This window comes from Elusimicrobiota bacterium (assembly GCA_016721625.1).
GTDB lineage: Bacteria > Elusimicrobiota > Elusimicrobia > FEN-1173 > FEN-1173 > JADKHR01.
Map to the genome: position 1 here is coordinate 2,184,836 of JADKHR010000001.1, position 24,281 is coordinate 2,209,116.

A 24,281-nucleotide genomic window follows, 5' to 3' on the forward strand; every position below is an offset into this window, starting at 1 on the left:
CATTGGTGGCGGAAATCCAGAAGAACGTGGTCGCGGGGTTTACCCAGGCCTATGAAGCGGTAAAAAGCGCTGGGCATGGAGCCAAGCGTAAAGGCTGTCACCGCGCCCAGCGTGGAAAAATTGAAGGGGCGGAAAACCGCTCCCGCCGTGGTTTCGGTTCCCACGTCGCCACGGTTGGAGAAGTGCCTGGCGCTCATGGCGGAGGCCCTGCCGAGCCTGGACCAGCTGATGCAGGACCCCTCGGGCCTGGCCGCGCTGGCGGCGCTGGCCGGTGGGGGGTCAAAGAAAAGGGTCTTGGGTCATTCGCTGACAAAGGGCGCCTTGGAGCTCCTGCCGTTGGGCGCGCTTGAGGCGGCGCTGGCGGTGAATAAAATGTTGAGCCAGGTGACGCAGGCGCTTCCGACGTTGGAGTCCTTGATCGAAGACCCCACGAGGCTGGGGCGGTTCATCGATCAAGCTGGGCCGGTTTTGGGAAAACTGGTGGTGGCCTACGCGCCGGAATCCCTGGCCAAGCATGGGAGCCAGTGGATGGGGCTGGTGCGGAATGGCGGATGGAACAAGGGGTGGTCGCCGGTGTTTCGACCGGAATTGTTCAAGAACTATTTGGCGGCGAACGGGGAAAATCTGGTGGAAAGGCTTGGGTCCTATGGGTTGACACGTGCGGATATCACCGGGATCAAAGGGGCGACCTACGATATCAATGGCCGATCGGAGTCGACGCCTGGGATCGTCGTTAACTTGGCTTGGGACAAAGAGGGCACGCTCATTAAGAACGAAGCCAACCCGGCGACGACAACGAACCTCCAATTTGACGGCTTGAATCGCCCCATACTCCAAACCCGAACAACGACCGAAGGGCAGGTGAATAGGAAACCACATCCCTCATCGCCTACGGCGCGGACGGCCGTGTGGCCACGCAAACAAACCGCGTGACGGAGACCGGCGCCATTAACCGCGCCTATTCGCAGGAAGTCTCATATACATACGACGCCCAGGGTCGCGCGGTCGGCCAGACCACGCGGACCTACCAGGACACGAACGCCCCGTTGAAAAATTCCTACACCCAATGGACCGCGACGAAGTTCAACGACCAGGGCCAGGCGGAAGACTTTGAAACCAAGAGCTGGGACAACACGTCGGTTGAAAAGAGCGTGGAGAAGACAACGGGGGCGAAATACGACAACGCCCGGGAACGTGGTGTGGGCGGACGGCAAGGAGACCTTCCGGGAAGTGGAGGACGAAAACGCAACCGCAGCGCGGACATTGCTCTATACGGACCGGAACGTGGGGACGACTTACGACCTGAACGGCCGGATGACGCGGACGGATTCCACCCGCTATTGGGGAGCCGCCCTGGCGGCGCTGGCCGGTGGGCAGAAATACGAGCAAAACTACGACGGCGGCGGCGTTCAGGGCCTGTCCGAAGATTGGACGAGCGGCCAAGCGCAGATGACGACGACCTACGGCTACGATGCCGGGTCCGGATTACTGTCCTCCATGAAAGTGACCGCGGACGGCACCGGCGTTCACGCGAACGGCGAAGTGCAGGCCATGGGCATCCACCTGACGTACCACCAATCCGCCATCAAATATGACAGCCTAGGAAGGATCACCAGCTACCACCAAAGCGTGACGCAGGTGGAGAAATACGATTACGTGAAGCAGGTGCAGAAGGGCCTGAAACGAAAGAACGCGAAGAAGAGCGCCACGGAATCGGTAACCACGGAGAGCGACGTCCAGGTGCTGGAATACGATGGATTCGGAAGACAAGTCCACACGATCACGACCAGCCAGCGGAACGACCGGAACAAGGTGTGGACGCAGACGGACGCGCGGGTGAAGAGTTTCGACGACCACGGGCGGGCGTTGGAGGTGGAACGGTTCACCCAGAGCAAGGCGACGGTGGAGAAGAAGAAAGGAAGCCTGGGAATGCAGGTTCTGTCGATCGCGGTGATCGCCATAAATCCGGTCGTAGGATTGGCGATGCTATCCTCCACATCCCTGGGCGGCCAAAACATTCACTCTTTCAGTCACACGGTGGCCGTGAACCAATACAAAGCGGACGGCACGTTGGACGAGGAAGCTACGAAAGCCCACACCACGACGTTGGAAGAATACAGCTACCAGCAAGGCCAAAACTTCGGCGACAAGACCATGCAGGCCGTGGACATTTCTGTGGCGGTGGCGCTGGTGGTGGCCACGGTCGTATCCTTTGGGGCGGCGACGCCCTTGGCGGTGTTTGGTTTCGCGGTCCTGTTCGCCGGGGCTGGGGTGGCTTACCAGGGCGCGCGGCAAGGGATTTCAATCAATGATTTTGAGGCGCACCCCGACCGTGAGCAAGCGCACCAAAGCCGGATGATGGTGGCGCAGTTTGGGGCGACGGTGGCAACGGCGGGCGTGGCGAGCTGGGCGTCGCAGACGAGCGCGGTGGTGCAGTTGACGGGCATGGTCACGCAGGTGGGGGTTGCGGCGGCGGGGGGCGCGCATGGGAAAACCCTATGGACGGTGGCGGCCGTGTCTGCGGTGAACGGGCTGATGGGCGGGTATGGGTTGTCCGGCGGCGGGAACGCTTTGCGGGCGGGGGTCGGGGAGCTTGTGCGACAAACCGGGATGACCTACGGCAAGTCGTCACAAAGGACGACGTGGATGCTGGCGGGCACGGCGATCGGCGCGTCCGGGGACACGGGTCAAATGGCGACGAGCGTTGGGAAATCCCTCGCCCTGGGTTTATACGCCAAAAAGAACGACGGAAGCGGTGGAACGGACCAGGAGCGTTACCAACAAGGGTTCGTGGTGAGCGCCATGGGCGAGGCATTGGGAACGGCGTTGGGGCTGGGGACAAAGTTGTATGAGGAGCGAGCGTTTGAGCAAAAAGCGTCGGCCCTGGGGAAAACCCCCGCAGAATACCGGGAATATCTATCTTCACTTCCCCAACCGAAGAAGGACCTGACGTTCACAGGGTTTATGAGCGATCTGGGGGCGGGTCTGATGTCGCCCTTAAAGGCCCTGGCGGGCTGGATGGGTTTGCCAGGGTCGGGAGCTAAAGGACCCGCCGAAACCGGAAACAAAATTCTCTCCCCCGGTGAACCATCGGTCGGAGCGGAGAACAGCGCAACGAACGCCCCCACCCCGGCAATTCCCGGCGTGGGCGCCGAGCCGAAGGGAACGCCGACCGGCGCCATGCCGCGCCTTGGAACCCCGAATCTTCTGCCCCGTGGGGCGGTTGAAGGAACCCCGGAAGGTGAGCCCTTAGGGGAGGGAACAAGAAAAGCGCCGAGACTGACGCCGACGTTGGACCTGTTCCCGTTCCCGATCATCCGTTTTCCCTCCATGCGCCTTGGGCCTCTAGGGATGAAGCCCACGAGATCACGAGAAACGAATTTGGGTGAAGAGCCATTGATGGCAACGGGACCGAATCTATTTGGCCCCGCAGAACTTGCGGAGACGGCCTATGCTCTGTTCTTGAGCCCGGTTCATCGCGATGTTGGGGGGCTGATGTTTTCTTGGACTGATCTCTCTGGCGGGGCTACTGATCCTATTGCGCCCAGCGCGATGGGACAAGTTTTGGAGGCGGGGCGTGCCTCGGTGCGCAACCTGGGGGCGAGACGGGCGGCCAAGGAAGAATCAAGGACGAAGGCTGTCCGTCAGGAATTCGACAAACGGACGTCGGAAGAGTTGGCTGTGGTGATCGAGCGGAAACGGGAGGCGAGTCGAACCGCGGCGGAGTTCTTGCGTAGCGTTGTTGGGCAGAGCGGGAATCCGTTCGTAAGTCATTGGGGGAAAGGACAGGTATTGGAGATTGCGGGGGCGAAAGACAGGGAAGAGAACTTAATGGCGGTGAGACGGTTGATTGGGAATGGCCGATGGGAAGAGGCCTCCGTGTTGGAGCAAAGCGGGGCAGAGTCTTACCACACCGCGCAGAAAGAAGCTCTGACGGAAAAATTGGGAGCGATCAACTATTGGGTCAACGAAGAGAAGGTGAAAGCGCGGGATTCAGAAACTTTGGCTATGTTGGGGTCGATGGCGGTTTCGATTGAAAAGGCGAAGGCGGCCTTAGCCAGGGATGAGGTTGCGACAAAGAGAGAGGGGGATGTGAAGGCGTTGGTGGCTGGGATCCTCACGGCGTATCGAAGTAAGGACATGCAAAAGGCGTCGGCTGTCATAGGGACTTACTTGGCTCCAGAATACAATGCCAAACAAACGCCGTTGGGTAAATCTCTCTCGTTGGTAAGCGGTGCGTGGGGAAAAGTGAAGATGCTGAATCCCATGGATCCGGGCGGGTTGGTGAGTGCGTTCACATCGAAGCTGGCGGAGAACCGCCAGGAGCGGCGGGACTATATGGCGTTGCGGCTGGGAGAATTAAACGAGGCGTCGGAGGTCTTGGCATCGACGAGCCGAACGTTGGGGCGAGAGAAGGGGGATTCCGCGCTGGTTCGGGGTCGGGCGGGTTTGGCGGCGGTGGAATATTTGACGCGTGGGGCGGGCTTGTCGCGGGCTTCCTCACTTTTTAAAGCGCGCGCGAAGGAAGGGATGCCGTTGGCGTTGGTCGGGAAACAGCGCGTGGCTGAAACGCAATTTAAACGACGAGAGGCTCTGGGGGTTCTGACTTCCATGGCGCGGGGAGATGGCGAAGCGAATCCAAAGGAGATGGAGAAAGCCGTTCAGAGGATGGAATTGTTTACCCTGTATGGCAACGACCTCGGAACCGCGGCGGGCCTGATGACGGAGCGAGAGGCGATGCGGTATGACATAGGAGCCAACATTGGGGCGTGTCTAATGCCTAAAACGACCAGGTCGGTCGGGCAGGGAACGGATGCGTTGCTAAAGTCTGTGCTAGTGCGTGGGGAAATCGGAAACGGAGGTCTATTGAACGCGATGGAAGAGGCCTACTCTATTCGGTCGGACCTTGGTTGGCACACGATAATAACGACAGCGAACGCATTAATGTGGACCGCGAGCGGGGTTCAGGCGGTTCGTGGGGGCTGGTTGGCCGCGTCCCGGTTGGCTACGCTTCGTGGGGCGCCCCTCACGAAAATAGAACGCGTGGTGGCGACGTTTAAACTCGCTGGTAGGACGGGTCTTTTGAAAGGCACAGAAAAAATGGCTTTCGGGCCCAAATGGGGGGTGGCGGCGTGGAATGAAACAGTGAGTTTGATGGCGACACCCGGTGCGACGGCGATCAAATATCTTGTGGGCGGAGGAATAATGACGGGGATCCGCGCTGGCCAAACGGGTTTGAAAGAAAGGCGTTTGTTGACGATGGGAGAAGCCTGGGACTCGTTTGGTGAAGGAGTGTTGATCACCGGACCCTTTGGGGTGTTGGCCGCGCCGGTGGAGGCGATTCCGGGATTATCCACATTGACCGGCAAGGGCGCGGCGGCGCGAGGTTGGATGTCCACGGAAGCGTTGGCGGGTGGGGTGACGGCGCGTGGGTTGAGCCTAACGGATCGGATTTGGGCGGCCGGGGTCACCGGAATGTCGACGGGGGAAAATCTTCTTGGGATGTGGGCGGTCCAGTCTGTAACGAAGGAGACGGTGAATGGGTTAGGATCGGTGATGTATGGGGATGTGACAACGGAAGGAATGCGGGTGGCCGTGGCGGATCAGGTGGGCGGGGCGGTGGGGCTGACGAAAATGTTCAAAGGAATAACGTTAGCGGATGTATGGGAGACAGAGATTCTGCGGTCAGCTCAAGCGGAAAAATCAGCTTTCCCTCTTCCACGCGACGGTATCTTGCTGACAGCGAGCAAAGCGCCGTATGCGCGTGCCGCCGCTCAAGGGAAAGGGTATGGAAATCCTGCTGGGGAGGGGGTATGGGTGACGGTGCCGGAGGCTTACCGCGGGGTCAAGACCTCTTTGGATGTGGCGCGAAACGGGGCGCTATTTGAGGTGGGAGGAAACGGGCATTTGTTGTTGGATCCTGCGCGCGGCGAAAAAATAGTTATGATCCGGGTCGTAGATCCTACTGGAGTGGAATGGCGGGTGCCGCTTGACCGTGCGCCCTTGGATCCCGGAGTGTTGCCGAACGGAAGCAACGGGACGAACAACGGACGAGGCCGGTCCTATGTGGAGGGGAACCAGACGTCCGGAGGGTCGCCGGAATGGCTGGTGCGGCGGATTGAAATAAAAGACGGGGCCTATGAGGTGCTGGGAGAATTCGACCCTTCCGAGGTAGGCGGAGCGCGGTGGAACAAGGCGCTGGCGGACGGGAAAAAGGCGGGGGGGAGCGGATTCAAAGGCCCCGGTTTTGAGTCGACGGTATCCGCGCCGATCGTGAGTGTGAAGGATGTTCCAGCGGCGGCGGAAGCGGCGAGGCGAGTGGCGGAGAAGGGCGGAAGCGTGAAGTTGAACGTGACGCCGGAGGCGGGGGAATTGTTGTTGAAGGAATTCGGAACGATGGCGGACGCGCGGGCGGTGAAAGCCTGGCACGAAGGGAACGCGGAAGTGCTTTTGGCGGGAAAAGAAGCGGCGGAAGTTCAGTTGAAATTGGCGAACGCGGAAACGGACTCGCTGAAATTGAAGCGAAAGGGAGTGGAAACATCGAAGGGGATGCATGAAGTGGAATTAAAGAAAGCCAAGCTGGAGCAAATAGCGGCGGCGGAAGACGCCAAAATAAAACGAGCGGAGGCTGACGCGCTCAAACAAAAGATCGACGGAGTGAACGATGGGACTGCTAGACAAACTGTTCGGCCGCAAGCGGGGAACACCGAAGGTGGAGCCGCGCCAAGACTTGAAGAAGTCACCGGATCCAAAGACAGCCGCATTTTCATTGACGGAGACGGAACGGCAAAAACAGGAAGCGGAGGCCCTGTCGAAGGACTTCGGGCGGATCAAGGACAAGCTGAGCGATCCAAGCTGGGACAAGCTGAAGACGGGCGTCCAGCAGTTAAACGAGGACATAGCGGACCTGAAAACCTGGGGCCAAAAGACATTGAGCGATTACGAACGGATGGGGCAGGAGGCGGCGGAATTGAAAGCGCTATTAGAAAGCGATCAGCAAGAGTTGGGAAAGCAGAAGCAAGAGTTGGACAGACTACTCGAAGAGTTTCTGAGCTTGAAGGGATCATTTATGGAGAAACTTCGCAAGTCAAATCTCTCACAGAGCGAATTGACGGATTTGAAAGCGAGGGCAGGCGCCTTGCGAGCGAGGTATCGCTCCTTGACGGGGGAAGATTACGACATTTGGGCGGAGCTGCTGACGCTGAAGCCCTGATGAAATCGTGGGCGGGGGACCCGGCGCGCCAGGGAGGCCGTGGGGTGGACCTAAAGATTCGGTTCGATGCGGCGGAGCGCGCGATCTTGCCTGGAACCGTGGTTGAGTCTGGCCTGTTGCGCGTGGCTGAACGATTGTCGGGGCGAAATCTTGGGACGGGCGCGGTGCATTCGAAGGCGAAGGTGGCGCCTGGTGTGGAAGTGGAGGTGGTGGAATCGGCGCCTGGAACCAAGACGGACCCTGGCACGAGAGAACCCGGGCATGGATACCGTTTTGAATTCAATCAAGAAGGATGGGTGGTGACGGATCTCCAGCAGGGGGCGAACGGTCAGAAAGTGTGGACGACGTTGGACGGAATGGGGATCGGATCCCGTGCGGGCCCCGGCCGAGTCCGAGTGGGGACGGCGGACGAGGCGCTGGCCCTGGCGCAAGCGCATTGGAATGTAAACCGGCGGGGGGAACCCCCGTTGGTCTGGGACGTGAAAGCGTTCGAATCGGCGCGGATCGAGGCGGAAGCCCGCGGGGTGTCGCCTGAAACGCGGCGCTGGGCGTTGTGGGGCGCGGGGCAAATAAATTGGGTGTGGGAAGTGTTTCAAGACAGTTTCGATAACGCTTTTGACACGGGAGGCCGATCGGGCGCGTCCGCGCTGAGTCGAGATAAATGGGCTTGGCAAAAATCGTTGGTTGCCGTCGGAGCGCTGGCCGTCGTCGTTTCGGGGGCATCCGCTTCCACTTTGCCCACGACCAGCGGGACGGGCGGTCCCGCTCCCATGATTACCCCCGCCTTGGAAGGCCGGCCTTCCGTTCATTCAGCCCACGATCCTGCTCAACCGGTCGTGGTCCCCTTGGGGCAGGCGGTGGAAAGCAAAGACTGGTGGTCGGAGACGACCCATGCCGTTTCCCACACCTTAACCGCCACGAAGGATCGCGTGGTGGCCAACGCCAAAGTGGTTCAAAACAAAGCGGCTCGGCTATACCAATCCACAAAAGACACGGTCGCCGAAGTGGCAGACCGAACCATGGACGTGACACACCAGTGGGCAGTAGCCACCGTCCAAACCGCCCAAAAAGTCAAAGAGGCCACCGTGGATACGACCCAAAAAGCAATGGCTTGGACAGCCCGCGTATCGCGGAGCGCGGAGGAGAACGCCAAGGCGTATGTGCTTGGGTATCCTGACGATGCAAAGATGGTGGTGGGGTATATCGGGGAGAAGTCTTCCGTCGCCTACGGCTTAGCGCTATTGAAATACGGGGCGCGGGTCAAAGAGGATCCCATCCCTGGCTACGAGAAGATCGCGAGCCCCTTGAGCACAAAGGTCCTCGCCGATCAAGACGGAATGAGTTTTTATTCTGTCCAAAAAGGCACCCCTCACAAAATTCAACCCGTAGCTGTTTTTGAAATGCGCCACAGCTATCGTGTAGTTCCAGGTCTTGGTATGACATCTTTTTCTCCCCCGATCAGATTGGAGAAAGGTGAAAACGCTTCCCAAGTCAGCCTCATGTTTAACACGGCGCCTGGCGAAATCGAGGCCGAGTTGAAAACTTCCAAGACTATTGACCTATTCATTCACGGCTATAACGTGCCAAGCGAAAATTCATTGAACATGGGAATGAATTTCGCTAAAGGATTACTTTCAAATCAATACAAAAATCCTGGTTTGATGGTTTCCTGGTCTGGAGACCTCGGTAGTAATAGGTTTTCCAAGTTGGCCCTTTTCCGCCGGGCCGAGCATTCGGCCGATATTTCTTGGCAGGGCCTTCAAAGGCTGGAGAGCTTCGTAAAGGTCTACAACCCCGACATCAAAATAAACGCGGTGACTCATAGCTTGGGTGCTCACCTTCTTTTGGAGGCGGCGGCCAATGGTGTTAAGTTTAATAACGTGGTTCTCTTCGTTCCTGCCGTTGATAACGAGGACATTTCCGTTGGCGGCAAATACGAGAAGGCCATCCAAAACATAGACCACCTGACGATCGTGTATTCGGAAAGGCAGGAAGTGGTCTTTGGTTTATCCTACCGTCTTACTCAATGGGACCGCGCGCTTGGTTACACGGGTCCTTCCGGATTGGTTCGCCATCCTGACTTCAAGGCTATTAACGCCACCGACGCTCGGCGCAATCCATACGGGATAGAAATCAATAGCCACAGCGACATTTATGAGCCAGAAGCCGTTGAAATGCTGTATCGTCAATGGCGCCTGGGGCAGAAACGATGAAGTTCTATAAGGGAGTTCAAATCATCTTGGCCGCCCTGACGGTCGTGGGTTGCCATAAGATGAATGTCACGGAGGTTACCTCCAAATTAAGGGTCGGGATGAGCAAAGCGGAGCTCGACACCGTGATGAAGGGCGAAAAATTCTTGAAGGAGCAGACAGTCAAGACGCGCCCCGGGAATACAGTCGAGGAAACCCGGGGGTATTTATGGGCCCTTAATACCTATGAGGTGATTTATCCCCGAAATCTGATCACCGAACAAATTCCCTTTGATGGTAGCGTTAAGGCCTATTCCTACTTGGTTAAGGAGGAGCGGCGATTCGCCAATCCTATTGATGTTGAAGCCCTCTTTATTTTCGTTGATCAGAAAAAAGGCGAAGTGATTGGCTGGGCGGATATTCGTGGCTTGGTCGAGGTTCGTCTTTGGGACGAGGTGTTCTGAAGGTCTTGGAGTCGAGTCTTGCAATGTCCCAACGGCTTAGACGGCCTTTCTTAATGGCGCTAATGACCGGGAGCATCTCTCTCTGAAGAAGAATTTAGAGTGCGCCAGGCTGAAAGATCGTCCTGATTTTGCGGTGCGCCGTGAGGAATGGGAGAATATCTTCGCAATGAACTAAGCATATGAAATACGCAACGTCCCCGATGTGTCATGGGGGCTGAAATATCCCCCGGGCTACTCGACCCCTGGCAACTGCGGTTCACAAGGACTCATGGCCGCCCTTGGCGGGCCGGTGTCCCTGTCGTCTAGGCGGATTTGAAAATGAATTTTTCAGGAAGCCCTAAATAGAGATGATCATGGAAGACATCACCAAAGCACCTCAAAATCGACTTGCTGCTCTGGATGGCCTGCGTGGATACGCAGCAATCGCGGTCGTTATTTATCACGCGATACTGTTTCCTATCGCAGCCCGAGCCAGCGACCTTCTCGCCATGCGCGCCTGGTCTTTAAAGGGATATGATTTTTGGGCGCGTCTTATTCTGGCCGGTGTGAGTGGCGAGACCGCTGTAATTCTATTTTTTGCAATGAGAGGAGCAGTCCTTTTGCGCTCACTGGATAGCGAAACAAGGCGAAGCGGGACGTTCCGCACTCTTGCGCTGTTTGCACCTCGTAGAGCATTCAGAATTTATCCAGCATTGATCGGATGCTTAGTCGGTCTGTATGTTATATATGAAGGCATCTTCTTGATGTTCCCTAGCATTTACCCAACCCCTAACCTTAACGCCACCATCATAAATGCAACCCTTTACGATACATCCGCACACGGCGCAACTTGGACATTGAAGGCTGAAATACAATCCATCCCGTTGATACTTATAGCCTTCATTCTTAGAAAAACATTGGGAACCTTTGGCCTGACATTGTTGCTTATATACTCAGTGCTTTTGTTAGAAAGTTCATATATTTCATTTGGAATTCAGCTTGTTTCCGGATGCTTGATGTATTTTGTAGCCGGCTTCATAGCATATGACCTTTCCAAGTCGACTCTCATACAGGACCTCATGCGCGGTTGGCGATGGGTTTCAGTCCTGGCAATCATAATTTTTCTCAGAGCTTTCTTTTCACTATCATCTAATGTCGCAAAGCTATTACAACTCGCTGGCGTTGTTGTATTCATAAGCTACCTTTTGAGCGGCCAAACTAGCTCGCTGACTAGATTTTTATCTTGGCGGATTTCAGTATTTTTCGGAAAAATCAGCTACAGCCTTTACCTTTGGAATGTGATTTTTCTAAATATCCTTCTAATCCCTGCCGTGCGATATGGATGGACCAAGACTCACTATATCGAATCTGGATTAATTATTGGGATCGGCGCAACCATCATATCAATCCCGTTTTCAATGCTATCTGAGAAATGCTTGGAGCGTCCTTTCTCCAGTATGTGGAAATCTCCAAAGCGTGTCTCTTTAGGTGCGCCATGAAGGTGAATTCGTCCAGCGGGTGAGGTCCACAACGTCCCCGATTTTCGCAACGTCCCCGATTTTCGATTTTCCCCTTTGTAATGCCCCCCGTTTCTAGGCCGCCGGGGAACGACTAGTGATGTGGCTGTTGAAGTAGTTTAGCTCAAAAACGTGTACTGCCCCCCGTTTCTAGGCAGCCGGGGAACGACTGTAAACCCCGGTTCGAAACTGTACAGATTCCCCCGGTGGAGGAGTGTACAGGAGATGGCAGTGCCGTAGTGATGGTTTGAGGTCTATGCTTATGGCGGGAGGGTCCCGCCATGAGCGAAACGAAGAAACGATGCGTCTATTGCCACAAAGCTTACCGTCCTGATCCCCGTACGGCGAGGTTCCAGAAGTCCTGTTCCGCCCCCACCTGCCGCCTGCAACGCAAACAAGAAGCCCAATCCATGTATCTCCAGAAGAACCCCGGCTATTTCCGGGGGCGCTACGGCCAAGTAAAGGTCTGGCTGGCGGCCCACCCGGGGTATTTGAGGGCCTACCGGGCCTCGCACCCGGGACATCTAGTGAAAAAGCGCCTCCAAGACCGGCGCCGCCGCCAGCAAATGAAAGCGGCTCGCGCGGATATACAAGTCACGATGCTTCGACGGAAAGTATGGGCGCTGAAGGAGCTCCGTGGCGCGGATATACAAGACACGATCCGGCGCCGCCTCGACGGACTCTTGACCGTTCTGGGCGGGGAATCCCGCGCGGATATACAAGTTCAGAGTGCCTTTTCGGTCGCCACCCCGTAAGATATCTCCATGGATTCCGAACTCTGGGCTAACATCCGACGGCTTCACCTAAGCGAACACCTGTCCAAAGCCTCCGTCGCTCGACAATTGAACATCCACCGGGACACCGTGCGGCGCGCATTGGCCGCCCACGATGGCCCCCCTAAAAATGGACTCCCCCACCCCACCGTTTCTTCCAAGCTGGATGCGTTCAAGCCCCACCTGGCGGAACGGATCGCCCAATTTCCAGACATCCCCGGCACGACACTCTTCCGGGAAATACGCGGTCAAGGCTACGTCGGGGGCATGAGCATCTTGTGGGAACATCTCCAGGCGATCCGCCCAGGCGCGCCAAAAGCGTTTCTCCGCCTGGAAACCCTGCCAGGCGAATTCGCCCAAGTCGATTGGGCCCACTGCGGGACGATCCTCATCGGGAACCGGACATGGAAGCTATCGTGTTTCCTGATGGTTCTAAGCTATTCCCGAATGCTCTACCTGGAGAAATAGGGGACGGTGTGATCTTGCCCCGATAATGTGGACACGCGATTAAGTTCATGAGTTCTGCTTCTCAAAAGCCGATGGGCTTTTGTAGCCCACTCCAGAATGCCGCCTCTCGGCATTGTAAAACAACTCGATGTAATCGAACAGACTGTGTTCCGCCTCTTCGCGTGACCCATAACTCTGCCAATATGTGTGCTCAGTTTTCAGCGTGTGAAAGAACGACTCCATCATGGCGTTGTCGTAGCACGTTCCTTTGTCGCCCATGCTGCCATCGATCCCTTTGGCTTTCAGCAGCGCCTGGTATTCATGGTTCGCGTATTGCGCCCCCTGATCCGAATGGTGGACCAATCCGGGTTCCACTTTTCGCTGGCCCAGAGCTCTTTCAAATGCTGCCCGGGCCAATTCTGTCGTCGGTCGGCGCCCCAAGGACCATCCCACGATCTTGCGGGAATAGACGTCCAGGATCGCCGCCAAATAGGTCCAGCCTTCCCGCGTCCAGATATACGTAATGTCCGCAAGCCAAAGCCGGTTGGCCTGGGGCGCGGAAAAGACCCGCTGAACGAGGTTCGGCACGCCCACAAACCTCTTCCCTTTGTGTCCCTTGGCCCGGAACCGTTTCTTTACCTTCGCTTGGATTCCCGCGCGCCTCATGAGTCGCGCGACGCGATGGCGCCCGCAGCGGAACCCACGTTCCTGCAGTTCTTCGGTCACGCGCGGGCTCCCGTAAGTCCGGCGGCTATTTTCAAAGATCTCTTTGATTCGGTTCAAAAGAACCTGATTCTCTTGCTCCCGGGAGCTCACTGCTGCTCCCCGTCGCCGGTAATACCCGCTTCGTGACACATCCAGCGCCCGGCACATCAGATCCACCCGGTGTTCTCTTTCGTATTGCCTTATAAGCCTGAATCGATCGACTTTGGGCGCGACAAGATGGTTAAAGTTTTTTTTAGAATCTCGCGCTCTTCTTCGGCATTTTTCAACGCCTGCCGGAGCCTCCGGTTTTCTTCTTCCAGGTCCTTTCGTCGTCCGCGACCGGGAAAGGCGTTCTTGGGGTCTTGTTTGTAGTCCTGTTTCCAGCGGTGCAGCACCTGCCGATGGATATCCAGCTTTCGCGCTACTTCCTCCAGGGGGACCCCTTCATCGAAGACCATTCGCAACGCATTGTGTTTGAAATTGGCGTCAAACGTTCGCCGTGTTCGCTTCTCCATGGACACACCTCCACCCGTAATGTAACTTATCTGGGTGTCCACTTTTTCGGGGGAAGATCAGGTGATAACTTGATAACTTAGTAGGCTCCCGGCCTATTGAAATTATAGGAGCCTTTCCCGCCTAAGGTTTTCCGGTGGAAAATAAGAGATATACTCAAAAGTTGTGGGTGAGGGGTTGAGGGGATAAAAAAGAAAAGCGTATCCTGTCTGGTGAAAGGAAACAAAAACCCGGTGGTTGACGCCACCGAACCCAGGAGGATACGCTTATGAAAGATGTTAAAACAATTCGGGCAGAAAAACCAGAAGGGCAAGGGGTCGTGGGTACGCTGGAAGAGATCGTGCGCCGCGGGGCGCAACGGCTTTTAGAAGTGGCGCTGAACGAAGAGGTGGATATTTTTTGTCAACGCCATGCTGCCCGTGTGGACGAACACGGGCATCGGTTGATTGTCCGCAACGGGAAACAAAACCGGCGGATCTTGGTGACGGGGGCGGGCCCCTTGGATATTGAGCCTCCTCGTGTGGATGACCGGGTTCTGAAAGGGACGGGGGAATCGCGATTTCAGTCGATCCTGGTCCCGCCGTATTTAAGGAAGACCAAGAACCTGGAGGAGCTGGTTCCGTTTCTATATTTGAAAGGGATCTCCACGGGGGATTTCACGGAAGTCCTGGAGAAGCTGGTCGGCGAAAAGGTGCTGGGATTTTCAGCGGAAAGCGTAGTGCGGATGAAGCGGATCTGGGAACAGGATTACCAAGAATGGATCGGACGGGACATATCGAAGAGCGAATACGTTTACTGGTGGGTGGACGGAATCTATTTCAATGTCCGGTTGGACGATGAGCGGCAGTGTATTCTGGTGATTATTGGGGCGAAGGAAGACGGAACCAAAGAGCTGGTGTCAGTGGAAGATGGGTTTCGTGAGTCGAAGGAAAGCTGGCAGTCGGTTCTGCGGGCATTAAAACGGCGTGGATTGGCGAAGGGGCCGAAGTTGGCGATTGGGGATGGTGCGTTGGGGTTCTGGGCGGCGTTGGCGGAGGAATTCCCCGGCACGAAGACCCAGCTTTGTTGGGTTCATAAAACAGTCAACGCGCTGGACAAGCTTCCGAAGAGTCTCCAAGGGAAAGGGAAGCAAATGATCCACGACATTTACCGGGCGCCGACGAAAGAGGAAGGACACGCCGCCTTTGACGCTTTCGTCAAAGAGTTCGAACTGAAATATCCGAAGGCGGTGGAAACGATCAACAGGAACCGGGAGAGTTTGCTGACGTTCTACGATTTCCCGGCGGAACATTGGTTGTCGATTCGAAGCACGAACGTGATTGAGTCGACATTTGCAACGGTGCGGCTACGGACAAAAAGAACGAAGGGATGCGGTTCACGGATCGCGACGTTGACGATGGTTTATAAGTTGGCGGAGTCGGCGCAGAAGCGATGGCGGAAATTACGCGGATACAAAAAGTTGACGGCGGTGTGGAAAGGGATCCAATTCAAAGACGGGGTTGAAATGGAAATGGCGGCCTAATTTACCGCCGGATGGGATACGCTCCTCAAATCCCACCCACAACATTTGACAATATCTCGGAAAATAATTATCAATGGGGCACGTCCGATCTACCGTCAAAGCTGAATTGGCGTTTTTGTGGAGAGTGGGAAGCTTACGGTTTGAGAATATCGAGCTCTGGGGAGTTTGTTCAGGAAATCATGAAAGCGGTAGAGGTGGAGGAGACTGCCCAGGACCGGCTTAGGAAAAAAGGGGTCACCCTGAGCCAGGTGGCGGAGCGGGTGGCCGAAAAGGCTCAGGTATCTAAAGACATTCTCTCCAAAAGGGACAGGACCGCGCGGGTATCGAAAGCGAAGCCTTGTTCATCCAAATCGGGGTGGAGTATCTCGGACACACGAACCGGGAGATGGCGCTGATGACGAAGATGGGAGACGTTGCGGCGACGCGGGCGCGGCCTCTTCGCCACGTCCAGCTTGGCTTCCTAGCTGGAAGTCAATGAGTCAATCATCTCCCCCTGCTTCCCGGCCTCAACTGGTCCGAAAATTCGTGTCAGTTTAGCGCTCTGAAGCGATTTTTGTAGTGGCCCAATTTATCGGGCGATTTTCCGTCAGAAGACCTCGTCCTGGAAAAAGGTGGCCCCATCCATGGGGCCACTACAAAATGCATGCGTCGTCGGATGAAGCAAGCGGCTAAAGAGACACGAACATTCAACCGATTAAATAAGAAGCTTTCGTTGTTACAATTTTGTTACATTGTCTTAAAGGGATCTTCTCCCAGGGGAGTTTATAATCTTCCCTAAGATGGTCCCCATCCGAAAAATATCAGCCGCTCTCGTGACCGCCACCTATTTTCTGGCCCAGGTCGCGGGGGCCTACACGCTGGAGGGCAACCTCTGGGCCCAACGCCGGGCCGCGCGGCAGGATACGCGGCAAGGCGATCCTGACACCCGGGCGGGAGAGTCCCAAATAAGTCCGACCGCTATCGATTTAAACAGGGGACCCTCACCCTGGCAGGATTTTAAAAGCAAGACACCGCCAGCGGACCTGGCTGGCGTCGTCTTGCCTTTCGGCACGATCCGCGAAGTGGTTCCCGGCCGGGCCGGCGCTCCGGTCGTCGTCCACCTCCAGGACGTGCACGGGGACGAAACGGCCCAACGGAACATCGCGGGACTGGTCTCTGCCCTGGCGGCGCGCGGGGCGGTGCTCGTCGGTGTCGAGGGCGCGACAGGCCCGCTGGATCTCGCTCCTCTCCGGGATTTCCCCGACCCCCGCGCCACGGCCCTCCTTGCCGACTATTTCCTAAAGATGGGAATCCTCTCAGGGCCCGAGGCGGCCGGCCTTACCGCCGAACCTGTTCCGGCGCTGTTCGGCGTGGAAGACCCCGCGCTCTACCAGGCACACCTGGCCGCGGCCCAAGCGTGCCTGTCTCGGCGGAAGGAGACCCGCCGCTGGATCGCCGGCCTTCGGTCCCTCCTGGAGAGGGTCAAGGGGCAAGTCTATCCGGCGCCCCTGGCGGACCTGGACCGCCGCCGAATGGCGTTCGAAGACAACCAGGGCACGCTGGGCGATTACGCCGGTTACTTAACCGGGCTGGCCCACGGCCGCATGGCCGTGGGGGAGAACCTGCGACGGTTCACGGCGCTCCGCGCCCGGGAGCGACAACTGGATGTCGCCCGGGTGGAGGAAGAGCGGACGCGACTCTTGGGCGAGTTGGCCCGCCGACTGGACGAAACGGGGCTTCGACGGTTGACCCGGGCCGGGCTCGACTATCGGCTGGGTCGGCGAAGTTTCGGCGATTTCCACCGCGAATTGGCCGAGCTTTGCTCCCGCGAGGGCCTCCGAAGGGCGGACTACCCCGCCGTGGAAAACCACGCGCGTTACTTGGGCGACGTCGAAAAAATCCAACGCGCGCGGCTCTTCGGAGAACTCCGGGAACTGGAAGACCGCGTGGCTCGGTCCTTGGCGGGCGACGAGACAATGCGGGTCCTCTGGGGGTTGTCGCGGGACGCCGACCGGTTGACGGCTCTCCTGGAAAACAAGATGGCCCCGGAAGATTGGGCCGATTATCAGGGCCGTCGGGAGGATATTCTCGCGCTTCCCGCCCGGCTTCAAGCTTTGGTTCCCGGAGAAACCGCGCCGGTTTTGCCGGACCTGGCGGCCCACGAGACCTTTTGCCTCCGGGCCGTGGAACGGAACGACGCTCTGGCCGACCGCCTGGCCGAACAAATTCGGAAGGCGGGGGGCGGAACGGCTGTCCTCGTCGCGGGGGGGTTCCACACCCCGGGGATGGTCGAAACCTTGCGCCGAAAAGGATTCACATCGGTGGTCGTAACGCCGCGCCTCGGCGACGCCCTCCCGGGAAACCCCCTCGACGTCTTCGCGCGGGACCCGATCCCCTTGGAACGGTTCTTGGCGGGGAGGCAAATCAATCTTTCACCCGAACGGGTTCTGTGGGGCGGCAAACGGGAGACGGAACGAGCGGCCGTCACGGCCATCCTGGCGGCGGGCCGGGCCCCTTTGGCGGCCGCGATCCGTCAAGCCGAGGGAAAGCCGGCCGTTGCGGGTCGCCCATTGGGAGGATGGACGGTTGCCTTCGAGCCTTCCGCGACGTATGACGCCATGGTGCGGGCCGACGGTCCGAAATCCTGGCGGGTGGGCGCGTCCAGGGCCGGGGGCCCTTCGGGGGCGGTCCGCCACGCCGTTTCCACTGGCGATCGGTTGGTCCAGAGCGTAGAAGTCGAAGGGTATCGGTTGGACTTCTTTTCGCGCTCGTCGGGCCCGCTCGCCCGACCGCGCGAAATCCTGCGCGCCGTCGGGTCCAAACTTTCGGTCGCCCTCCGCCGGTGGGCGTCGGGGGCGGCCCGCGCGGCGCACCTGGCGGCCCGCCCTCTCCCGGTTTTCGTCGGTGGGGCCGCGCGATGGATCGCCGACGATTCCGGGAACGGCCCCGGTTTGTTTTGGCTCGGAAAGGTTCCCTTTATTCTCCAGCCCCCCCTCCATCTCGACATAATTCCCCAGAGCCCCGGGTGGACGTCCACGCCTCGGTCCGAGCCCGATATCCCCGAGTTGGAGAGGGATCTGGGCGCGACGCCCGCCGCGCACCGGCGGGCCTTTGTGGAGGCGCTGGCCCCCGCTTTGGCCGTTAATCCCGCGGCCCCAGAGGAATCGGTGGTGGACGTGCGGAGATCCTTCAACGAATTCAACCGGGGAGGGTTCGAATTTCAAGCCCTGCGGGGGGGGCGGATCCTTTTCACCGTTCAGGGGGATCCGTGGATCTTCAAAACCTCCTTGTTCGATGGGCAAACGCAGCGGGCGCACCTCGATTGGATGCCGGGCCTGGGGCCTCTCGTCTATTTTGAAAACCGCGCCACCGGCAAAACGGTCGCGTTTTCGTTAGAACGGTTCCGGGGGGGGCCATCGAGGAAAACGTCCTCCGGACGCGGCGTCGGCGATTTCGATTCGTTGGAGGAAGCGGTCCGGGAAACTCCTCGTCGGCTGGCGCTCGCTTTCCTAGTCGAGGAAACGGCCCCGGGGGGCGCCAAAGACGTCGCCGCCCGCGTGGCGACGTTCAACGCCATGGACCTTCGGGTGCCCGTTCCGGAATCGGAGAGGCCGGGGTGGTCCATCTTTAATCCCCGCACGGAGCGAACCTTGCGCGTGAACGACCTTCCGTCAGGCGCCAACGCCGTGAGCGTGGTTCAACGCGACGGCGATCTCGCGATCCGTTTCCGGTCCGTGGAGGGACCTCCGCGAGTGTCCGAATTCAGCGTCGAGAGGTTTCGTCGGTCCACGGCTCGGATCTTCCAGGTGGATTCCAAACCCCGGTCGCCGGATCGGCTCGACCCGGAACGCGAAAAGATGTCGGCGCGGACGGCCTTGGCGGAGTTGACGGGTGAGGCCCTCCGAGCCTCCTGGGCCGGGGAGGAGCCTCCGACGTTGCAGGCCTTGCGCGAGGCGTTCAACCGCCGGGGGATCACGTTGACCGTGGGGGAGGGCGAACGGCTTTCCTTCGCCCTTCCGCGAGACGGCTCTCCTCGGATGGCTGTCTTGAACGGTTTGCGGCCCCGGGGAGTCTATCGGACGGCCGCCCATTGGGTGGAAGGGCGCGGACTTTTGATTCTCTTAACCCGGATTCCCCAGTTGGGCGCGAAGACCGGGACGGACAAAGGATTTTGGGAAGGGAAAACGGCCGATTTTACCGTCGAATCCCCTTTCAGAGGCTCTCCCTCCTTCGGGATCCAGCACTCTGCGCCGAACCCCGATCCGCTTGGGGAATCCGCGTTACCGGCGACCGACGGGGAGACCGACGCTTTCGCCTTGGGCGGCCTCCGGAGGACCGCCAAGGACGGGTGTTTTTCCCGCCTTGGCCGGTTCACCTCCAAGAAGGAGGCTCTTTGGGCGGCGGCCCTCGAGCCGGCGGGACTATTGAGGGAGGCCTACCTCTTGCGCGGGTCCGAACCGGGGTCGGCGTGGGACCGGTTCCAGGAGCGCTTGCGCGCATTCAACGCAGAAGATCGGGTGTGGTGGGGCAACCGGACCTTGTGGGTCGAGGATTCCTTTTCCGGGGATCGCCGGGGGTTCCGTTTCCGGGCGTCGGGGATCGGGGCATTGCCGGTCCGGATGGCCCTGCGCTTCGTTCGGGGCATCGGGGGCCGAGTCGTTCTGAACCACGGCGCGGCGGGCCAGGGAATTCGGAGCCATTATTGGGGCATGGTGTTCGGCCCTCGCCCGGAGACCACGGAGATTAAACGAGGGGACTTCAGGGCATACCGGACTTTCCTCGCCGAGGGGCGGGCGGCCGTTCTCGCGGCCGCTACCAGACCTGAGCGTCCGGGGGAAGCCGCTTTTCGAACCGTCTTGGCGAGCCTCCTCCTGCCCGGGGCCTCCTTGAAATCGCCCACGTCCTATTTCGCGGCGGTGCTCGAGCGCGCGGTGGACTCGCTTCAGGCCAATCAAGCGGACCGGGAACGGGTGCGAACGGCGCGCGGGTCCCAAGAACGTCGGGAACTGTCGCAGGAGATCCTGGCCCGTCTAGCCGCGGCCCAGGCGTTCTTCAGCGACACGTTGGAATGGCATTCCACCCTGGCGGCCTTGGAGCATGACGAAAACGGAGCGACCTGGAGCCTCTTGGCCGGTTCCACGGAAGGGGCCGAGGCGAAGCTTTTGAAGGAATTGGTGGACCTGCAACGGACCGTGAACACCCAACTTCGGGGGAGCCGCTCGGTGACGCTTCGCCCCCGATGCGATTTGTTTTTCGGACGGCTCATGGAGATCCGTCGCTTAGGGTGGGTCTCCCCGCGGATCGGTCGCCTCCTGCCGTGGGGGGGGGCGCGGGTGGACTTGTTATCGGCGCTGGCGTTGGTAGCCCTGGGGGCGCTTCTTCTTTCGGCCGTCGGTCCCGCGGCGTTAATAGAGGTCGGCGGGCCCGAGGGAGTCCTGTCGCAGGCGATTTTCCTCTTCGGGTTGGGAATCACGGCGCTGGGCGAAGTTTCGCCGGCGGAAAGTTTACGGCCGCGGGCGGCGTTGGCGGCCCGTCTGCGCCCTCTGGCCCGCACGGCGGTTGATACTCCCGTCAATGAGGACATCGCCGTCCGCGTGCGCGATGGAGAACTGTCGCCAATCCCGCCCACGTCGTCGGGGCTCATCAAGATGGCGATCGGCCCCGTCAGTGTTCGGTTCAAGGCCCAGGAATTGGGGGATAAACCGTTGTCTCCCTCTCTCGATTGGGTGGAAGGGTTCGGCGCCGTGGTCCATTGGACCCGCCCGGACGGGAGGACCCTGTCTTTTTCGATGGCGCGTTACCGGGAACGCGAAGCTAACGGGAACCTCTACTCGACCTTGGTCGGAGTCTTCGATTCTTTGGAGTTGGCGCGCACGGAGGTGCGGGGCCGGTTGGAGCTGGCCCGGCTGGTGGAAGACCTCGGGGCCCTGGACCATTTATCCGATGACCCGGCCTGGGCCCGGAAGGTGGAGGATTTTAATCGGCGAGGGATCGTCCTCCCTGTTCCGGAGGCGGACCGCGCCGCCCTTTCCGGAGACCCCGAGAACGGCGATCAGCCCAGAGCGCCGAAATTCCGCGCCGGCTGGACCATCCTAAATCCTCGGACGGGACGTTCGCTCCGGCTGGTCGGGTTGCCTCCCGGCCCTTGCCGGGTCACCGCCGTGTCCAGCCGTTCCCTGGGATTGGCTCTGCGGTTCCAAAGCGTTCAGCGGCCTGAGGAGGCCCCCGCGGAATTCACGTTGGAGGCGTACCGCACCAGCGATAAACCCATGGTCAGCATCGAACGCCGGTTCCGGACCCACGCCGGGAACGCGCTCCGTTGGCATGAACAGCGGGACATCGAGCGGCGTTTGACGGACTTGCTTTGGGATTACGTCGGGACGGACCCGAACGCGCCCGAACCCGACGGGTTGTCTCGTCGGCGCGCGGCCTTGAACCGGGAAAACATTCCCCTCAATTCCTACGAAGCCCGCCTTTTGGAGATGGTGGGGAGCCGGGAACGAAAACAGCTCCATATCATCGTCTTCGGGCTGTCGACCGAGCCCATCTGGGTGCCGCGGGTGGAATGGATCCCCGGCCGCGGCCCGCTGGTCGGTTTCGTGGCACCCTCGGGCGAGGCGCGGGTCTTCGGTCTCGGGAGCCTCCTCCTGCATCGCGCCCGCGTGAAAAAAGCGGCCCTGACGTTCGCGGGGACGTTTTGGTCCATGGCCGAAGCCGTGGAAAGGAGCTCCTTCAAACCTATCGGTCTTTGGCGGGAGGCGCGCCGGGCGTGGGATTCCGGCATTCCGGGCGATATCGAGCGGGCGAAAAAGCGCGTGGACATGTTCAACGCGGACCCGCCTCCATTGTCGGACGGGCTGGGTGGAGGGATCCGGATCATTGACCCGTTTTCAGGCGACATCCGCCGCCTGCGCCTTCGGGGCGCGGCGGGGGCTTCTTGGCACGTCCGCATCGACTGGGCGACCGGGGAACCGCCGAAGCTCCTCCTGTCGCGGATGGATACCCTCGGCGAATTGGACCTGACCTACGCCGACGGTTTTTTCCTTCCGGTCCCCCAGGATGTCTGGATCGAGCCGGACGTGGCTTTCCATCGCAAAGGGCCGAACGAATCGGCGTTCCAATCGAAGGCCGGTCCCCCCACGAACGGCGTCGCTCCCGTGCCAGGCCGATCCGGATTCGGCGCGCCGCCGAAGGGAGAGGGTTCCCTGGACCAGGCCGCCCTTTTCCGTGAAAGAGGCGAGCTCCGCGGCATTTCCCGAGACATCGCCGACGCCACGCGGGTCGAAATGGAACGGATCTTCGGGGACGGGAGGCTGGCGGCAATTTTGGACCGGGCGATCGACGCTTTGAACGCCAACCGCTTGGAAAGGGAGGGGCTGAGCTTGGGTTCGGACGTTGGCCCGGCCCAGCGGCGTGAGATCGGGTTTCGAGTTATGGCCCGATCCGCGTCCGTCCATGCTCTTTTCGGGACGCCGTTGGAATGGACCAACGCGGTCGCCTCCCTCCGACGCGCGACGGAAAACGGCGCCAGCTGGATGGAAGCGATGTCGTTGCGGGATTCCGACGGACAAGTGTCGCGGCGTTTGGTGCTTCAGCGGCCGGCCGCCAGCGCGGGAGGGCCGGCCATCGGTCTGGCGCGAAGAACCCTGTCCGACCGATTGAGGGATTTATGGGCCGCGGGCTGGCTGCGGTTTCCCGCCCACAATTCGCTTCTGGCGGCTGGGTTGGTTCCTTTGTCTCCGGAGCCATTGGTCGGATGGCCCGTGGCCGTCCTTCTCCTCGCGACGGTCTTCCTCGCGCGCTTTTTGACCCGGTGGTCCGGGAAGTCCGAGGGAGCGGGCGCCGATATCGGCCCGAACGGAGAAGAGACGGTCTCCTCCGTCCCCGGGATAACCGTGGAAGGGGGCGGGGCGCTGGAACGCCTGGCCCCGCCCGTGGCCATTGCTCCCTTGGATTCATTGGCGGACCTCCGCGGTCAAGGCCGAGTCGCGGATGAAGCGGGGGATTCGTGGGCCCCCGCGTTCCTGACCGCATTGGCGCGGGCGCGCCCGGGCCTTCGCCCGCCCGCGGTCCATCGCCTGACGCTGTCCATCGGCCCGGAGGGCGCGAACCCGGCGGAAAAAGAGGCCCCGGCCGATCCGGCCATCACGCGGCTCGCCGACGCCGCGCTTTCCGGCGATGCCGGCGCGGTGGCCCGGCTCATGGGGCGCGCGTCCCAGCCGGGAGGCGGGGCGGCGGTGTTGCGCACGGGGGAGACCCTGGCTCGAGAGGGATGGAACCCGGCCGCGGCGGGGGTCTTGTCCGCGGTGTCGGACGAGGCGGAACATCCCTTCGGACAGGGGCTGGCGTGGGCGCGGACCGAGGATCGCGCCGTCGCCTTGGCCCGGGCCGGGGGACGGAGGTCGGCCAAGATTTTTGAGGAGGCGTATAACCGCGCCCGCTCTTCGGTGTGGCGATGGCGTTTGGGGGGACCGCGTTGGCGCGCGCCCGCGCCGCCGCCCTGGACGTGACGCCGCTTCTGCTCAACGGAGATCCGCGCGACCGGGACGCGGTGGTCCACGCGTTGACGGGGGTCGCCCGCGCCTTGGCCGAAGGGGACGACGGCGGGAGCGGGCGATTGGGCCTGTTAGTGACCGATCCCAAAATCGTTCGGGGCCAGGCGGTGCGCGTGTTGGAACAAGCGGCCCCCGGTTGGGGCGATCGGCTCTCGTCGGGGCGGGCGCGCCTCTTCCTTTCGGGAGAGGGCGGGGAAGGCGTTTTCGCCAACGGCTACGTCTCCCTGGCGGCCCTCAAACGGGGTCTGGGCGATCCGCCCAGCCTGTCTCTTTTCGGTGTCTCCCCTGAACTCATCGACCCCGCCGACCGGCGCCGCCTCGACGCCCTCGGAGTCGCGTGGATCCCCCTGGGCCGCCCATTTTCCGAGGAGCTGGAAGCCGGCCTCGCCCGCCTCCAATTCCTCCACATCCAAGCCTGATAAATT

Annotated in this window: 11 protein-coding genes; 9 read left to right on the forward strand and 2 right to left on the reverse strand. The window is 59.9% G+C overall.

The window, feature by feature from the left end; translation table 11 throughout:
* The first annotated feature begins 75 nt into the window (after positions 1-75).
* The 6 genes from IPP35_09515 (at position 76) to IPP35_09540 (ending at position 12,603) form a co-directional block, all read left to right on the forward strand.
* Entirely contained in the window at positions 76-933 is an 858-nt protein-coding gene (locus IPP35_09515; protein MBL0059328.1) for a hypothetical protein, read from the forward strand.
* Positions 934-1,140: 207 nt separating this feature from the next.
* Entirely contained in the window at positions 1,141-9,426 is an 8,286-nt protein-coding gene (locus tag IPP35_09520) for an alpha/beta hydrolase (protein ID MBL0059329.1), read from the forward strand.
* Positions 9,423-9,866: a hypothetical protein gene (locus IPP35_09525; protein ID MBL0059330.1), complete on the forward strand. Its 444-nt coding sequence runs from the start codon at positions 9,423-9,425 to the stop codon at positions 9,864-9,866. Before IPP35_09520 ends, IPP35_09525 begins: the two co-directional genes overlap by 4 nt.
* 353 nt (positions 9,867-10,219) lie before the next feature.
* A complete protein-coding gene (locus IPP35_09530; GenBank protein MBL0059331.1) occupies positions 10,220-11,344 on the forward strand; it encodes an acyltransferase in 1,125 nt (374 codons plus the stop codon).
* A gap of 299 nt (positions 11,345-11,643) precedes the next feature.
* The gene (locus tag IPP35_09535) at positions 11,644-12,117 is read left to right on the forward strand and encodes a hypothetical protein (GenBank protein MBL0059332.1); all 474 of its coding nucleotides are present in this window, start codon (positions 11,644-11,646) and stop codon (positions 12,115-12,117) included.
* A gap of 9 nt (positions 12,118-12,126) precedes the next feature.
* Positions 12,127-12,603, forward strand: coding sequence for a transposase (locus IPP35_09540; protein ID MBL0059333.1), 477 nt, complete (start codon positions 12,127-12,129; stop codon positions 12,601-12,603).
* Between the two features lie 45 nt (positions 12,604-12,648).
* Here the strand turns inward: IPP35_09540 and IPP35_09545 are convergent, their stop codons facing one another.
* Together IPP35_09545 and IPP35_09550 are read right to left on the reverse strand one after the other, a co-directional pair.
* Complete coding sequence (locus IPP35_09545) at positions 12,649-13,464, reverse strand: IS3 family transposase (protein ID MBL0059334.1); 816 nt, start codon at positions 13,462-13,464, stop codon at positions 12,649-12,651.
* Between the two features lie 23 nt (positions 13,465-13,487).
* Complete coding sequence (locus IPP35_09550) at positions 13,488-13,802, reverse strand: transposase (GenBank protein ID MBL0059335.1); 315 nt, start codon at positions 13,800-13,802, stop codon at positions 13,488-13,490.
* A gap of 266 nt (positions 13,803-14,068) precedes the next feature.
* On the opposite strand from IPP35_09550, the gene IPP35_09555 reads away from it, so the two are divergent.
* From IPP35_09555 to IPP35_09565, 3 genes are all read left to right on the forward strand, one after another.
* Positions 14,069-15,322, forward strand: coding sequence for an IS256 family transposase (locus IPP35_09555; GenBank protein ID MBL0059336.1), 1,254 nt, complete (start codon positions 14,069-14,071; stop codon positions 15,320-15,322).
* An 812-nt stretch (positions 15,323-16,134) separates the two neighbouring features.
* Positions 16,135-23,811: a hypothetical protein gene (locus IPP35_09560; protein MBL0059337.1), complete on the forward strand. Its 7,677-nt coding sequence runs from the start codon at positions 16,135-16,137 to the stop codon at positions 23,809-23,811.
* A complete protein-coding gene (locus IPP35_09565) occupies positions 23,778-24,275 on the forward strand; it encodes a hypothetical protein (protein ID MBL0059338.1) in 498 nt (165 codons plus the stop codon). Before IPP35_09560 ends, IPP35_09565 begins: the two co-directional genes overlap by 34 nt.
* The last annotated feature ends 6 nt before the right edge of the window (positions 24,276-24,281 follow it).

What these genes read in the sequence shown, in the direction of transcription:
- IPP35_09540 (MBL0059333.1), top strand. Translation starts at nt 12,127, where the DNA reads ATGGATTCCGAACTCTGGGCTAACATCCGACGGCTTCACCTAAGCGAA.
- IPP35_09525 (MBL0059330.1), top strand. Translation starts at nt 9,423, where the DNA reads ATGAAGTTCTATAAGGGAGTTCAAATCATCTTGGCCGCCCTGACGGTC.
- IPP35_09530 (MBL0059331.1), top strand. Translation starts at nt 10,220, where the DNA reads ATGGAAGACATCACCAAAGCACCTCAAAATCGACTTGCTGCTCTGGAT.
- IPP35_09555 (MBL0059336.1), top strand. Translation starts at nt 14,069, where the DNA reads ATGAAAGATGTTAAAACAATTCGGGCAGAAAAACCAGAAGGGCAAGGG.
- IPP35_09515 (MBL0059328.1), top strand. Translation starts at nt 76, where the DNA reads ATGGAGCCAAGCGTAAAGGCTGTCACCGCGCCCAGCGTGGAAAAATTG.
- IPP35_09550 (MBL0059335.1), bottom strand. Translation starts at nt 13,802, where the DNA reads ATGGAGAAGCGAACACGGCGAACGTTTGACGCCAATTTCAAACACAAT.
- IPP35_09535 (MBL0059332.1), top strand. Translation starts at nt 11,644, where the DNA reads ATGAGCGAAACGAAGAAACGATGCGTCTATTGCCACAAAGCTTACCGT.